Annotated in this window: 11 protein-coding genes; 5 read left to right on the plus strand and 6 right to left on the minus strand. The window is 59.2% G+C overall.

Annotated features, from left to right (window positions below; translation table 11 throughout):
* Positions 1 to 2 precede the first annotated feature (2 nt).
* Entirely contained in the window at positions 3 to 1,571 is a 1,569-nt protein-coding gene (locus tag ACR0J2_RS10795) for a trimethylamine methyltransferase family protein (protein ID WP_480812557.1), read from the plus strand.
* Between the two features lie 213 nt (positions 1,572 to 1,784).
* Here the strand turns inward: ACR0J2_RS10795 and ACR0J2_RS10800 are convergent, their stop codons facing one another.
* A complete protein-coding gene (locus ACR0J2_RS10800; protein ID WP_480812558.1) occupies positions 1,785 to 2,858 on the minus strand; it encodes a BCCT family transporter in 1,074 nt (357 codons plus the stop codon).
* 95 nt (positions 2,859 to 2,953) lie between these two features.
* Between ACR0J2_RS10800 and ACR0J2_RS10805 the strand changes: the two genes are divergently transcribed.
* The 4 genes from ACR0J2_RS10805 (at position 2,954) to ACR0J2_RS10820 (ending at position 10,625) form a co-directional block, all read left to right on the plus strand.
* Positions 2,954 to 3,889 (plus strand): adenylate/guanylate cyclase domain-containing protein, encoded by a 936-nt coding sequence (locus tag ACR0J2_RS10805; RefSeq protein WP_480812559.1) that lies wholly within the window; start codon positions 2,954 to 2,956, stop codon positions 3,887 to 3,889.
* Between the two features lie 113 nt (positions 3,890 to 4,002).
* Positions 4,003 to 4,467, plus strand: coding sequence for a hypothetical protein (locus ACR0J2_RS10810; protein WP_170619178.1), 465 nt, complete (start codon positions 4,003 to 4,005; stop codon positions 4,465 to 4,467).
* Between the two features lie 15 nt (positions 4,468 to 4,482).
* Positions 4,483 to 8,901: a WD40 repeat domain-containing serine/threonine protein kinase gene (locus tag ACR0J2_RS10815; RefSeq protein WP_480812560.1), complete on the plus strand. Its 4,419-nt coding sequence runs from the start codon at positions 4,483 to 4,485 to the stop codon at positions 8,899 to 8,901.
* Positions 8,902 to 8,978: 77 nt separating this feature from the next.
* Positions 8,979 to 10,625: a hypothetical protein gene (locus tag ACR0J2_RS10820; protein WP_480812561.1), complete on the plus strand. Its 1,647-nt coding sequence runs from the start codon at positions 8,979 to 8,981 to the stop codon at positions 10,623 to 10,625.
* 52 nt (positions 10,626 to 10,677) lie between these two features.
* Here the strand turns inward: ACR0J2_RS10820 and ACR0J2_RS10825 are convergent, their stop codons facing one another.
* The 5 genes from ACR0J2_RS10825 to ACR0J2_RS10845 form a co-directional block, all read right to left on the minus strand.
* A complete protein-coding gene (locus tag ACR0J2_RS10825; protein ID WP_480812562.1) occupies positions 10,678 to 11,061 on the minus strand; it encodes a carboxymuconolactone decarboxylase family protein in 384 nt (127 codons plus the stop codon).
* A gap of 28 nt (positions 11,062 to 11,089) precedes the next feature.
* Positions 11,090 to 11,830, minus strand: a complete 741-nt coding sequence (locus ACR0J2_RS10830; protein ID WP_480812563.1) for a sulfotransferase-like domain-containing protein — start codon at positions 11,828 to 11,830, stop codon at positions 11,090 to 11,092.
* Positions 11,831 to 11,882: 52 nt separating this feature from the next.
* Positions 11,883 to 12,701, minus strand: coding sequence for an aspartate racemase/maleate isomerase family protein (locus tag ACR0J2_RS10835; RefSeq protein ID WP_480812564.1), 819 nt, complete (start codon positions 12,699 to 12,701; stop codon positions 11,883 to 11,885).
* A gap of 64 nt (positions 12,702 to 12,765) precedes the next feature.
* Positions 12,766 to 13,854: an aromatic ring-hydroxylating oxygenase subunit alpha gene (locus ACR0J2_RS10840; protein WP_480812565.1), complete on the minus strand. Its 1,089-nt coding sequence runs from the start codon at positions 13,852 to 13,854 to the stop codon at positions 12,766 to 12,768.
* Positions 13,851 to 14,738, minus strand: coding sequence for a MurR/RpiR family transcriptional regulator (locus ACR0J2_RS10845; RefSeq protein WP_170613630.1), 888 nt, complete (start codon positions 14,736 to 14,738; stop codon positions 13,851 to 13,853). Before ACR0J2_RS10845 ends, ACR0J2_RS10840 begins: the two co-directional genes overlap by 4 nt.
* Positions 14,739 to 14,745 lie beyond the last annotated feature (7 nt).

The following is a 14,745-nucleotide window of genomic DNA, read 5'->3' on the forward strand; positions in this document are numbered from 1 at the left end:
CGATGACAGAAATTACGCAGCGCAGATCACGACGGCGCGGGGGCGGGCGTGAAGCACGCGCGGCCGTGCGGACCAGCAATACCGCCTCGCAGGCAATCTGGCCCGGCATCCCCGGTGGCCGGTACAAGCCGCTGTCAGACGCCGATATGGCACGCATCCACGAAGCCGCGCTCGGCATTCTGGAACGCACAGGCGTCGGCGATCCCACGCAGGAAGTCCTTGATCTTGTGATGCCCAAGGGGGCGACAGTGAACGAGCACGGCAGGCTGTGCTTTCCGCGCGCCCTGATGGAGGACCTGTTGGCCAAGGCGGCCAGTGAATTCTATGTTCACGCACGCGGATCGCGGGCCGGCAAGGACGACATGCATTGCACCAAGGACAAGGTGTACTACGCAAACTCCGGCACCGCTGTGACAACGTTCGACGCCGAAACGCGCAGTTACCGGCCATCAACCCTCAAGGATATTTATGATTTCACCCGTCTGGTGGATCGGCTCGACAATATTCACATGACCGGCGACACGGTTCTGGCAACGGATGTTCCGCAGGATTATGAGCATGACATGAGCATGCTCTATGCCATCCTGGCGGGTAGCGAAAAACCGTCCTGCCTGACCTTCCGCACGCGCGAGCATATTCAGGATGCGATCCATCTGTTCGATCTGGCCTCGGGCGGGGAGGGCAAGTTCCTTGAAAAGCCCTCGGTCATCTTTGGTGGCTGCCCAATCGTTTCTCCCCTTCGCTTTGGGCGGGATAATCTGGAAATCCTGATCGATACCGCGAAAATGGGTCTCGTCTGCGATCTTGCCGTTCCGCCGCAAGCTGGGGCCACGTCGCCTGCGCCGTTGGCTGGCACGCTGGCGCAGGCGGTGGCCGAGACCCTGTCATGCGTCGCCATTGCCAACCTGATCAACCCGGGCACACCGGTCGTCTTCGCGGCCTGGCCCTTCATCACCGACCTGCGTACCGGGTCGTTCACGGGCGGCAGCGGTGAACAGGCGCTGATTTCGGCCGCAGCCATTCAGATGGGCAATTTTTACAACCTGCCGACCAGCGTCGGATGTGGCATGACGGATTCCAAGATCCCCGACGCGCAATATGGTCTGGAAAAGGCGCTGACCTTCGCCTTGGCGGCCCATGCCGGGGCCAACCGGCTCTGCGAATTTGGCGGGATGGTCGGCAGCCTGATGGGGTGCAGCTTCGAGTCCATGGTCATCGACAATGAGGCCGCCGGAATGATCTCGCGAACGCTCCGTGGAATTGAAGTGAGCGACGACACGCTTTCTGTGGACGTCATCCATGAATGCGCGATTGATCCTGGCCACTTCCTCGGCAACGCACAGACCTTGCAATACATGGAGACCGAATATGTCTATCCGACCCTGTTGGACCGGGAATTGACCGATACCTGGGAAAAAGCCGGGCGTCAGGACATGTTTGAACGCAGCCGCTCGGTGGTGGATGACATTCTGTCCAATCACTACCCGAATTACTTTGGCAGCAAGGCCGATGCAGAAGTGCGTTCGAGGTTCCCGATCAAACTGCCGCCCGAGGCGATGCGGGCGGGGTGAACTCTGCGGTTAACAGCAAAGGCATCGCAACGTGCAGGATTGCGATGCCGCTCTGTGGTGGTGCCTAAGTCCAAAACGCGCCCTTGTGCGTCAGGTCTTCGATTGCCAGACGGTCTCCAATTTCAAGAAGGCCGAACGCCTGGTTCAACTCGCCTACTGACTTGCCAAATCCAACCACCCTTTTTCGGGTTCTGAAACCGCTAAGCAAGGCAATCATGAACCCGCCGGCCCCTCCGCTTGCGTCTCGTGGTTCAAGCGGCGCAGGTCGTCTATCATTGCTTTGGCCAGCGAGATGCACATGAACAGCAACACTACGCTGAACGGTAGCGCGCCTTTTATCATCGAATTGGTCAAAGCCTCTAACCCGCCGCCACCGGCAATCAGCAAGGTTCCAATGACAAGCGTCAGCAGCGCGCCCCAGATAACGCGATGAAGCAAACCGGTGTCTTCAGACCCACCGGACATGATCGTGTTCATCACGAGAATGCCGGAGTCGGCGGACGTGACGAGGAAGGTCATGGTCAACACCACACACATGACGCTTATGATGATGAGGAAGTCGCCCGAAATCATTTCGCCCAAGGTGACAAACAGTGTCGCTGTTGTTGATGCGGCAAGGATTGCCCCGTTGGCGTCCCCATTCAGTTCCATATCGATAGCGGCCCCACCCAGAATGGCCATCCAGGCGAAGCACACAAGGGATGGAGCAATAACCGCGCCAAGTATGAATTCGCGCACTGTGCGCCCCTTCGAGATACGCGCCAGAAAAAGACCCACGAAAGGCGAGAACGCGATCCACCACGCCCAGTAGAAGGTTGTCCATCCGGCCTGCCATTCAAACAAGCGCCCCTGTGTGCCCGCATCATTAGCCGCAGTCTTGGTCGCGTCGGAAATATTGGCGACATCGACCATTTGAGAAACGCCGGAACCGATTGTCACAGCCACGCCGAGTATCGTCGCCACGACGCCAAGTATATCGATCACATGGCCCGCGATTCCGTTGGAGTATTCTCTGAGCAACGGGGTTAGCGCCGCCCGAATTGTCAGGGGCATGCCTCGGGTATTGGCGTAGTAGGCAAGGCACAGGCCGGTGACGACGTATTTTGCCCAGGCGTGAAAACCGGTGTGCAAAGATGTGTAGCGGTAAGCGCCTTCAATTGTCTCTTCACTTTTTGCAGCAACTTGCCCGGAAACGGTCAGTGGATTTGTCTCCCACAAACCCACCGGTGCGTAGACCATAAGCCCCACGCCCAGACCCGCGGCCAAACTCCAATCTAAAACGACCATTGGGGATCAAATCAAACGCCATGGGAAGGCGGAACGTGTACGCCCCATAATCAAATCGATCGGGTGCGTAAGAAACCCGCTCGGTTCAGGCCGCCATGTGCCATATTATCTCGGACCACAGTCACTCAGATGCGATCGACACATTGGACACCAAGCTCGCCACCACGATTATTGCCGATATCTCGGACAGCACTCCGTTCTATGAGTCGATGGAGGATGATCAGGCGCGGAAGCTGATTCAATTCGAGATCGACAGGCTGCGCGAAGTGACAAGAAAATTTGGCGGAATTGACGTGGGGCAGAAAGGGGATGATGTCCTTTGCTATTTCTTCGATCACGACGCCGCCGTTCATGCGGCGCTTGAGATGGTCAGCAAGCCCCCGGGAACGGTGCTGTCCGTTCATGCAGGGGTCCACAAGGGCCCCATCGTCATTGCCGAGAATGATATATTCGGCGAAACCGTAAACCTGACGGCGCGGCTGGCGGCGGCGGCCAACCCGGGCGAGGCCTGTCTGAGCGAAACCATTGTGACCGGATTGCGATCGAACATCCGAAAGCAGTTGATCCCGATTGGAGCGCTGCGCCTGAAAGGCGTCAGCGATCCGGTCAGGGCTTATTCCCTGGTTGCAGCTACAGACGGTCTGAGTACGGTCATGCATGCGCCAACCCGATCCGGCGATGTTCCGCTGGGACAACAGGGCGAGAGTTTCACGCTTGTGCTGTATCACGACGACCAGTCCTGGAGGTGCAGGGAGGGCGAAGAGCTTAGCATCGGAAGGTCCAACCAGTGCGACGTGATATTGCCTCAGCCCTGGGTTTCGCGGCTGCATGCCGTATTCAGCGTCAAAAGCGGCAAGCTTACGCTGACCGACCGAAGTTCGTCCGGAACCTTTGTTCAGATCGAAAACGCAAGGGAAATCCAGCTGAAGCGAGAGACCGTCATGCTGGCTGACAGCGGGCTGATATCGCCGGCGCTACCTGTCCTGCACACCGATGCGCGCCCGTTGGAGTTTGAAATCGTCCGCCGCTGAATATGATCTGTGTACCGTATTCCCGCTTGTGTGGTGAAAGTCTCAGAAGGAAACCTGCATTTATGTTAGGATCGGCGCGAAAGGTTGTTCTCAGCAAACTTCAGGAGGGAAAGATGTATTTGAATTCTTCTGGAAACCAAGTGCGCCGGGGCTGTCTTATCTTTGGGGCGATCACCTTGTTCGGCAGCATGACCGCCTATGCGCAGTCCACGATGCCCAACGCCTGCCCGGTGGACGGGTGCGAGGTTCAGATTGTTTCGGTCGAAAAAAACGGTGAAGAACTGGTGGTTACCTACGAGGCGAATTTCACGCCTGATGTGTCAAAGAACCACTTTCACGCCTGGTGGGGTGACAGCTATTCGGTCGAACAGGTTGGCCGCAATGCCCAGAGCGATTTCAAAGTTGAACAGGGCCGCTGGCACCGGCATGACGAATACCCGAGCTATGTCACCAAAGAGGCGGCTTCCACGGCAGCGCGCGACGGAGGCACGATGATGTGCGTGACTGCCGCCGATCGGGACCACAATATCCTGGATGCGACCAAGTTCCATTGCGTTGACGTGAAAGAGCATCTCTAAGACGCAGACCGCAACATGAGTTTTCCTGCGTTCATTGGCCGATATGCCGTCGAAAGGGAAATAGCCAGCGGAGGTTTTGCGGCAGTTGTCCTGGCGCGGGACGAGGAGCTGGAGGTTCCTGTAACCCTCAAGATCCTCCATTCGAATCTGGCCGCCAATGAAAGCGTCATAGCGCATTTTCTTGAGGAGGCGCGCTTGCTGCGGCGCATCCGGTCACCGCGTGTCGTGTCGGTTCATGACGTAGGGCGGCTGGAAGACGGTCGTCCTTATTTTGTTATGGATTATGCGGACCGTGGGACTCTGGCCGAGCGGCTTAAGCAATTGGACCCCGCCGTGCTGGCAAGGCGCGAGGGTCTGGGCACTCTGATCGATGCACTGGCGGATGGCTTATCGGCGGTTCACGAGGCGAATGTCGTTCATCGTGATGTCAAACCCGCGAATGTTTTGTTGCAAAGGGTCAAACGCAGCAGGGACAACGGCAACTCAGCCTCGTTTGAAGCGCTGGTAGAGCCGGACGAACGCGTCTTTTTAGCCGATCTCGGCATCGCCAAGGATCTTGCGATCGATGTGACCGGCGCGACCATGATGGCCGGCACCCCGTTGTATCAGGCCCCGGAACAGGCTGAACATGGGCATCCTGTCACGCCGATGACGGATATCTATTCCGCCAGCGCATTGATGTGGCATGTCTTGACCGGCAGGCCGCCGCCGCCGTTCCATCGTGTTTCTGAACACATTTCCGGGCTGCCGGACATGTGGCGCGACTGCATTGAACACGGCATGGCGATGGACCCCGAAGCCCGGTTTCAGGAAATGTTATCCTGGCGCAGTGCAATGAACGATGCGCTGGATCGCGACCGGCGCGAGGCCGCATCCGAAGCTGTGACCCAGATTTCGGAAAGCCGGGTGGAATGCCCCTATAAAGGGCTTGCTGCCTTTCAGCCCGAAGATTCAGGTTACTTCTTCGGGCGAGAGGATCTGGTCGAGGACCTCGTCAGTCGGCTTCAAAAAAGTCGCATTCTGGTGTTGGGCGGTTCGTCGGGCAGTGGCAAATCCTCGGTCCTGCGGGCTGGTCTGCTGCCGGCGGTTGCTGCAAATGCGATGCCGGGCAGTGAAAACTGGCGGGTTTGCATCTTTACGCCAGGTCGGGATCCGATGACTGATCTGTATTTTCAGCTGATCGGGGACAATTCGCATCTGACGGCCCAGATTTCCCTGAACGATTTTGTCGCCTATCCCAGCGCCGCGCGCCGTCTGGCAACCGCCAACAAGGGCGAGCTACTGATTTGTATCGACCAGTTTGAAGAACTGTTCACGCTGGTCACGCAAGAGCGCAGAGGCAAGTTCATCGAAGCCCTGTCGGCGATGACCGATCCAGCCGACAGCCGCGTGCGCATCGTGCTGACAATCCGGGCGGACTTCTATGCGTCCTGCGCTGAAATCCCCTGGCTTGCTGATCGCATTTCCGACAACCAGTTGCTGGTCGGCCCCATGACGCGCCCCGAGTTGCGCAGGGCGATCAGCGAACCTGCGCGCGCGGCCGGGTTGCATATGGACAGATCTCTGATCGACGCCATTGTTGATGAGGCCGGGCGAGAGGCCGGTTCGCTGCCACTGGTGGCGCATTCCCTCTATGAAACGTGGAGCAGGCGCAAAGGCGCGGTTATGTCACTGGACGGCTATCGGCAGTCTGGCGGGGTCACGGGCGCGATCAGCCAGACGGCCGAGACGCTTTATTCGAACAGTTTTGACAAGAAACAGCAGGCGGCAACGCAACGGCTGTTTCTGCGTTTGGTCACTCCGGGCGAAGGCACACCCGATACGCGCCGGTTGCTGCCGATAGACGATGTCGAGCGTGACATTGATCCGGACACGACGCGGCGGGTTGTCGAGGCTTTGACGGATGCACGGCTTTTGACGGTGGATGAAAAGTCCGTGCAGATCGCGCATGAAGCGCTGCTTCGAACCTGGCCACGATTGGAGTCGTGGATCGAGGACAGCCGCGACGATCTGCGCATGCGCCAAAGGATTCAGCACGACGCGGCAGAGTGGCAGGCGGAAGACCGAGAACCGGATCTGCTGTATCGCGGAACCCGGTTGCTGGCTTCGCTGGAATGGTCCGAAAGCCATGAAAACGTGCTGGGCGGTCAGGAACGCGATTTTCTGGACGCGGCGCGGGAGGCGCGCGAACGGGCTCTGGCCGTCTCCAACCAGCGCAGGATGCGGCGGCGGCGTATCAACCAGATTGCGGTGGGCGCTCTTGCCTTGCTCGCCGCAGGCGCGACGGCAGCTTCTTTTCTGGCGCTTCGCGCCTCGCAGCTTGCAGAAAGCAATCGTGAGATGGCCGTTGCAGCCACCGCCGAAGCCAACGAGCGGTTTGCCCGCGCGTTGGGTGCGGCCGCGAACGGCTTGTCGCAAACCGATCCGCTGCTTGCCCTTTCCCTAAGCGCCGAGGCCATCGCCCGCGCCAAATCCGCCGGTTCCACGTCCGAGGCGCGGACCGCAATGCTGATGGCGCGGCAGCAACTTGAAAGACCCGGCCTGATCCCGTTGGGCAGCCCGCTGACAGTTGGCGATGCTCAGACCATGGCCTTTGACCCTTCGGGCCTGAGAGTTGCCGTGGGGCTGCGCGACGGGCGTATCGTTCTCCACAGTTCCAGCGCAGACGAGGGTGTTCTGGCGGAACTTGTGGGGCATTCGGGTGGAATCAGAGACCTCGCCTTTTCACCCGACGGAACGTTGCTTGTTTCTGCGGCGACCGATGGGGATGTCCGCCTGTGGAATGTCACCCCATCCCGGACCGGCCCGGTCACGACACTGTTTTCCGGCGATGACGTGGCATTTGGCGTGGCTTTCGATGCAAGCGGCCAACGGGTCGCCTCGGCCACCGGCGACGGCACTGTCCGGCTGTGGGATGTCTTGACGGGGATGCAGATCGGCGCACCGCTGGCAAAAATGCCGCTGGGGTTCAAAAGGGTGGCGTTTTCGCCTGTGTCCGACGGGTTGGTCGCAGGAAATGTGGATGGTGCCATTTTCGGCTGGGTTGACCAGAAAGGCGCCCGGGCGTTTCTGCCCATCCCGGGCGGCCCGCTTGGACCTGATCCGGATCATCTGTCCTTTGACAGCACCGGAAGTTCCTTCGCCGTATCACACACCAACGGCAAGGTTTCGACAATCGGGTTTCCGCAAGGCGCGCCGATCATCGAACGGTTCCCGGATGCAGGACCCATTGTTGCAGCCACTTTCTCGGGTCCTGAAAACGTTTTGATTGGCGCCAGTGCCGATGGAACACTGCGCATGGAAAGTGCAGCCCTGTCGCCATTGGGTGACGTGGTGCAGGCGCACAGTCAGAGTATCGTGGATATCGGAGTGGCGCGCGAAACGCCGGTGTTGGCGACATTGGGCCGGGATCAGCAGGTTCGTCTGTGGCGGGTCAACCCGGAACCGGGCGATGGCGAAATGCTGGCCTTGCCGGACGGGACGAAAGCGCTGGGGGTAGCGTACAGCCCGAATGGCACGTCGATTGCCGTGGGCGACGACAACGGCAATGTCTGGATCTGGGATGTCGGGTCGGCGATGAAACCCATGCTGCTAAGAGGGCACGGCAATCAGGTCTGGGCCGCGGCGTTTTCAGCTGATGGAAAGATGCTTGTGACTGGTGACAGAGACGGCGACATTCGTGTCTGGGATACTGCGACCATGCAGTCAAAGCAGCGTTTTAACCTGGGCCAAACACCGGTCTGGTCGGTAGCGGCTGCGGGACCTTCCGCGTTCTTCGCGGCAACTGGGTCCGGACTGTTTCGCTTGGATGTGTCTGAGAGCATCGCCGTCAACCCGGTTGAACCGGGCGAAATCGCCCTGAGCCGCGTCGCGGTTTCGCCCGACGAAACCCGCGTTGCTGCCGCGTCACCGGACGGAGAACTCTACATCTGGACGACGGCTAATAATCAGTTGGAACGGGTTATCGAAGCGGATGATAATACCGTGTGGAGCGTCGCTTTCAGTGCCGACAGCGCGCGGATCGCATCCGCCTCGAGCGACGAGGTGGTCAAGATCTGGGACGTGCAAACCGGCGCTGAACTGGCATCATTTGGTGGCCATAAGGGCGGCGCGACCGATCTTGCCTTTCTGGCGGATGGGGCAACATTGGTCGCCATCGACAGATCCGGTGAGCTTCATTGGTGGGATACGGTTGCCAATTTGCGGCTCATGCCTGTGCAAAGGGTGCATAAGGGACCAAGCTGGCGTATTGCTCTGGCGCCCGGCGGGCAGACCTTTGCGACATCGGGTGAAGAGGGAACCGTCCGTATCTGGGACAGGCTGAGCCTGGAGATTGCCTGTGCGCTGGGCGGCCCGACTTTCGACAAAAGGCGCAGAGGACAGTATCTGGGCAGCGCGGAACCATCGACAAGTTGCGATCGACCGGAGCGTTAGCGCGCGTCTGGCGGCTCACTTTCTTCAAAACGTCCGATGTAGTAGTCTGCGCCAATGGGAAGAAGGAGGCCGCTGCAATGGACTACTACGACCTTGGAAATTACTCCCGGCCGGTTTCGACCACGTCAAACGAGGCGCAACTTTGGTTCGACCGGGGCCTGGCCTGGACGTATGCCTACAATCACGAAGAAGCAATCGCGTGTTTTCGTAAAGCCGTGGGCGCTGATCCCGGTTGCGCCATGGCCCATTGGGGCATCGCCTATTGCATCGGCCCCAACTACAACAAACCCTGGGAGGCTTTCGAGGAAGAGGAAAAGCCTGACTGCATCGATGTGGCCGGTGCCTCGGTCAAAACCGCCATGGCGTTGCTGGATGATGTTACTCCGGCCGAACGAGCCCTGATCGAAGCGTTGTCGGCGCGCTATCCCGAGACGGCAGAGATTGCGGACTTTGCGCCTTGGAATGACGCCTTTGCCAATGCCATGCGCGAGGTCCATGCAAAACACCCAAACGATCCGGATATCTGCGCGATTTTTGCCGAGGCGATCATGAACCGCACACCCTGGCAGCTTTGGGATTTGCCGACAGGACAACCGGCCGAGGGCGCCGACACCGAAGAGGCCATCGCCGTTCTCGACAAGGCATTCGAAACGCTTCAGGGCGCCTGGTCGCATGCCGGGCTGTTGCACATGTATATTCACCTTATGGAGATGTCCCCGCACCCCGACCGGGCATTGCGCCATGGCGATGCGCTGAGCACTTTGGTGCCTGATGCGGGCCATCTGTTGCATATGCCGACCCACGTGGACGTGCTTTGCGGGGATTACATGAATGTGGTGCTGCGCAACGAAGCGGCAATTGTGGCGGACCGGAAGTTTCTGAAACGCGAGGGAGCGGACAATTTCTATTCGGTCTACCGGTGTCACAACTACCATTTTAAAATCTACGGCGCGATGTTTCTGGGTCAGCCCACTGCAGCGCTGGAAGCGGCCGATGAACTGATCGCGACCCTGCCGTCAGAAACGCTGCGCCCGATGGCAGACTGGTTCGAGGGTTTCATCCCGATGAAACAGCACGTGTTGATCCGGTTCGGGCGATGGCAGGATATTCTGGATCAGTCCTTGCCCGACGATGAAGAGCTGTACAGCGTCACGCGCGCTATGATGCGGTACGCGCGAACGGTGGCGCTGGCCAATACTCAGCGTCTGGACGAAGCAGAGACCGAACGAGACCTGTTCTATCAGGCGCTGGATCGGGTGCCGGACAGCCGGATGCTGTTCAATAACACCTGCCGCGATATCCTGAAGGTGGCCGAACAGATGATGCTGGGCGAGTTGGCCTATCATCAGGGTCAGTTTGAAACGGCCTTTGAACACCTGCGCAAATCGGTCGGGATCGACGATAACCTGCCATATGACGAGCCGTGGGGCTGGATGCAGCCGACCCGCCATGCGCTGGGCGCGCTGTTACTTGAACAGGGGCAGGTCGAAGAAGCCGAGGCGGTTTATCGTGCCGATCTGGGGCTTGATGCAACGCTCAGCCGGGCCTGTCAGCATCCGGGCAATGTTTGGAGCCTGCACGGTTTGCATGAATGTCTGACGCGGCGTGGTGAAACGGTGGAGGCAGCGCATATCAAGCTGCAACTCGACAAGGCGGTTGCGCGTGCGGACGTTCCGATCCGCGCGTCCTGCTACTGTCGTCAGAAAAACCTGGCCGCCGCGTAAGAACCTCGGTGTCGAAGGTGTGGGGCAAACCGGCCCCACACTGCTGACGGACTTAGCCTTGTTCTATGACTTTGCGCGCCACCCGGAAACACTCCAGCGCCTGCGGTACGCCGCAATAAATGCCGATTACGTGAATGATTGCCCGAATCTCTTCGGTGGTGACACCGTTGTTGATGGCACCCCGGCAGTGGATTTCCCATTCATGCATCTTGCCGAGCGCGCCGATCATTGAGAGGTTCATCATCGAACGCGTCTTTGCGTCGATGACGTCATCACCCCAACCGAACCCCCAGCACCACGCGGTCATGGCTTCCTGAAAAGGGCGGGTTAAATCGTCGGCGGCTGCCAGATTTTTCTCGACATATTCAGCGCCCAGCGTTGCTTTTCGCTGTTCCAGTCCTATCAGAAAAAGGTCTTCGTCAAAGATGTTCGCCATTCGGAACCTCCGGTTGGTTTGGGTGAATTCAGGACTTCAGGCGATGCCTGTACAGGTGATCATAATGCGGCTTCATCCGGCGATGAACCTGCCGGACCCTTTCGGGTGCATCTTCGATCGAGATGTGCTTGCGTGGCTGTGGCGCAAGGCCGGTGGAGTTGGCCAGATTGGCGTGAAACGATCCGCCATCCCACCAGCTATGGGCAGACGGATCGCCGCCAGCCTCCCAGGTCAGAGCGTCTTCAATGAATGGTATGCCTATGGAATCGCAAAACTTTTGCGTCATGCTGTGCGGATCTTCCAGCAAGTCGTCGCTGTCAATCACGGGCGGCGGGGTGCCGTTTAGCGCTGTCAGCAGATCAAAAAGGGCGCGTTGTTCGGGGAAGCCGACTTCGCCTTCGGCAAAGTCCGGCCATTGCCGGTACATGGAAGTGATCGTTTTAGCAGGATCGCGGATCAGGAAAGCGTGAGTGAAATGAGACAGCAGCTCAGCATCCCACATGTGGTTGATATAATGCGGAAAATCCTTGAGGAACACCGGCCCCTTGCGGGCGCGCGCCCGGACGTCTTCCCAGACACTTTCAAGGGTCAGGCCCGGCGTGGTCTTTTCGCCCGGCCGAAAGCGATGCCAAAGCGGTTCTTCGCCCTGATACCACGCTTCACCAAAGGGTTCGTGCAGGCAATCGAGATCGCCGCGCTGGCGCATCATCCACTCGAAGGCCGTCGAGGTTGACCGGGGTACAGCCCAGAGCGCGAAGATTTGGTGCATTTGAACGACCTTTCGACTGCCATTCTTGTCTTCGTACAAGGCAAAATCCCGGCTACAGACGCCGCAGAAGCTGCCCGTGAGGTGTTTGGGGTGCGATGCCAAGCGATTTGAAGATGCGCCAGTACAGCGCGATGTCGTGGCCGATCACGGGCTTGCCGATTGCGGCCTCGAGATCATCGGCCAGATGCAAGGGACGTTGCGGAAGACCGCCCGGACCGGTTCTGAAATTGCACATGCCGTTGATCAGGATCGCGTCGGCCTTCGGGGCTTTTTCGGCAACATATTCGAAACTGCGGCGGGCCAGATCGCCGTCGAACACCCAGCGATGACTGTTGACCTCTTCCTGGCTGGAAAACCAACCCTGATCGTGAAAATTGCCGGCCCAGACCACGTCAAACCCGGCCTCGCGCAGGAAGCCGACGGTGCCCTGCCACCATTCGGGCCAGTGATAGGCCGCGTTAAGGGCGACCTTCTCGATGTTCATGTCCCGAAGCGCTTCGACCATGGCATAGCCTGCCATGTGAAACTCCGTGCCGTGTTTGTCGGACAAATCAGCACAGTGCTGCCGCACCCCGTCGACACCCAACCCGCAGGCATGGACCCAGTTCGACCCGACCTGACCGCAGACATCCACGCCATTGCGTGACATGCAGTGCACGAAATCTTCGAGCATGCCGAAGTTCTTTTTCCGCTGATCCAGCCCGTGGACGTAATCCGGGACATGCAGCATCCAGCCATGCACGCCGACGGTTTCGGGGCACATGCGCAGGAAGTCCGATGGCGCGGCATCGAAATCGAACGGCGGAGAGGTGAAGCCGACCTGATAAGGAAAAAGCTTGTGTTCAGGCCGCCATTCTCCGGGCATCAGCATAATCGGCCTGTCCTTTCGAAGACTGAGAAAATTTGACGCCTTCCCTGGGACAAAGGCACCGGCGTCATTCGACGGCCTCGCGCATCCATTGTTGCAATTTGGCGATCGAATGTTCCGACATCACGCCGCAACCCGGGTCCAGCACCAGCGGGCCGGGACGATAGCCGCGCGACTTGAGCCCGCGGTGCACGGACTCGACAAGGCGGATGTCTTCCTCGACCGTGGTTTCCCGGTCCTGTACGGCCAGTTGGCGGATTACTGCGCTTTCCGAACCGCCCTCGGTATACCAGCCCCGCCAGACGGTGCAGTGATCGGCATCGTTGGCGCGCCAGTGGTAGGTGTTCAGCACGTTGCCCGGGTAGCACTGGAACGAGAACATCGGCCACAGAAACCATGACTGGTAATCGCCCGCATGCGGTACTGACAGGTCAATAGGGTAGGTCATCTTTTCCAGGCTCTGACATTCGGTCGTGTGACGCAGCACATAGCCGCCGTCGGCGTCGGGTTGAATGTCATAGGTCTCGGGCTTGACCACGCCTTCGGCAAAGGTCGGGTGGTTGGTCGGGCAGTGGTAGCATTCCGAGTAATTCTCGATACTGACCTTCCAGTTGCAGTTTTCCGGAATTTCCACCCATTCCAGCGGTTCCAGATTGTCTATGTTCGGAACAAAGGCACGGATTTCCTCGCGCACGCCGGGGTACCATTCATCCATAGGCGCGGCGTCATCATCGAGGTTGACGAAGATGAAACCGTTAAACACCTCGGTGCGGACAGGGGTCAGGCAGATGGCGCTGCGGTCAAAGCCGGGGACGGATTTGATGTTGGGGCCCGCGCGCAACTGGCCGGACAACTCGTAGGTCCAGGCGTGATAGGGGCAGACGACGACGCGCGTGTTGCCCGCTCCGGTGACCATCTCGTGCGCACGATGCTGGCAGACGTTGTAAAAGGTGCGGATTTCGCCATCGCGGCCGCGGATGCAGAACAGGTTTTGCCCGGCGATCTCGAAGGCGAAGTAATCCCCGGTCTCGCGGACCTGCGCGATGTGGCCCGCGAACTGCCACGTTCGGGCCAGCAGACCCTGCAACTCCTGCCCGAATATGGCGGGATCGGTATAGTATCGGGCGTCAAGGGAATGGGTCAGGGGGGCGTTCATTCGGGCTCCTCCGCGTAGAGGCCAAGTTGGTGTCTGCGTTGGTGAAACCGTTCCACCCGCTCGACGATCTCATCGCTGGACACCGCGATCACGAAAGACAGCAGTGTTTCCAGCAAAGCGATGGTCGAAACGGAGGACGGGAAGAACTGTGGTGTGTCGGCGGCGACGACAAAACCGTGATGTGCGTTCAGGATCACCGGGCTGGCCGGGCTGTCCGAGATGCCAACGACGGTCAGGCCCTGCTGGCGGGCCAGCTTGATCGCTTCGATCACCTCGGTCCGGTAGGGGCGGCAGGTGATCGCGATCAAAACGTCCTGTTCATCGGCCCAGGCCAGATCATCCACCGGGGTCGAGCCGGGTCGCGGGATGGCGTGAAACTGTTTCATCCCTGTCGAGGCCAGATAGGTGAAGTTGCGCGCGTTCGAGTTGTTGACGCCGACGCCCAGCGTGAAGATCTGGCGGCTGTTCCAGATGTCTTCTGCGGCAGCTTTCAGCTTTGTGGCGTCGATACCGGCAAAGGTTTCTTCGATGTTGCGAATCGCGGCGCCGACCATATCGGCGTAAAGCCCGCCCAGTTCGCCCGACTTGCCAATGTCCTGCAACCATCGGGCACGGTCGGGAAACGACACGCTGCCCTTGCGAATCGCTTCGCGGAAGGGCGCGCGGAAATCCTCGTACCCATCGAAGCCGACCTGACGCGCCATGCGGACAAAGGTGTTGGGCTTCACTTTTGCCGCTTCGGCAATCTCGCGCACGGTCGAGACCCCAACGTCGCTTGGGTTTTCCAGCACATAACGCGCGGCTTTCTGCGCCTCGGGGGTGAGGGCGTCCCACTCCTGACTCAGGCGGTTCAGAACGATTGATGATACATTTGTGTCATTCATGATTGAC

This window comes from Ruegeria sp. CG4, from assembly GCF_056537185.1.

Bases quoted from the DNA above. Each gene is read 5' to 3' on its own strand.
- ACR0J2_RS10830 (WP_480812563.1), bottom strand. From the start codon at position 11,830: ATGCACCAAATCTTCGCGCTCTGGGCTGTACCCCGGTCAACCTCGACG.
- ACR0J2_RS10835 (WP_480812564.1), bottom strand. From the start codon at position 12,701: ATGCTGATGCCCGGAGAATGGCGGCCTGAACACAAGCTTTTTCCTTAT.
- ACR0J2_RS10845 (WP_170613630.1), bottom strand. From the start codon at position 14,738: ATGAATGACACAAATGTATCATCAATCGTTCTGAACCGCCTGAGTCAG.
- ACR0J2_RS10810 (WP_170619178.1), top strand. From the start codon at position 4,003: ATGTATTTGAATTCTTCTGGAAACCAAGTGCGCCGGGGCTGTCTTATC.
- ACR0J2_RS10800 (WP_480812558.1), bottom strand. From the start codon at position 2,858: ATGGTCGTTTTAGATTGGAGTTTGGCCGCGGGTCTGGGCGTGGGGCTT.
- ACR0J2_RS10840 (WP_480812565.1), bottom strand. From the start codon at position 13,854: ATGAACGCCCCCCTGACCCATTCCCTTGACGCCCGATACTATACCGAT.
- ACR0J2_RS10795 (WP_480812557.1), top strand. From the start codon at position 3: ATGACAGAAATTACGCAGCGCAGATCACGACGGCGCGGGGGCGGGCGT.
- ACR0J2_RS10820 (WP_480812561.1), top strand. From the start codon at position 8,979: ATGGACTACTACGACCTTGGAAATTACTCCCGGCCGGTTTCGACCACG.
- ACR0J2_RS10805 (WP_480812559.1), top strand. From the start codon at position 2,954: ATGTGCCATATTATCTCGGACCACAGTCACTCAGATGCGATCGACACA.
- ACR0J2_RS10815 (WP_480812560.1), top strand. From the start codon at position 4,483: ATGAGTTTTCCTGCGTTCATTGGCCGATATGCCGTCGAAAGGGAAATA.
- ACR0J2_RS10825 (WP_480812562.1), bottom strand. From the start codon at position 11,061: ATGGCGAACATCTTTGACGAAGACCTTTTTCTGATAGGACTGGAACAG.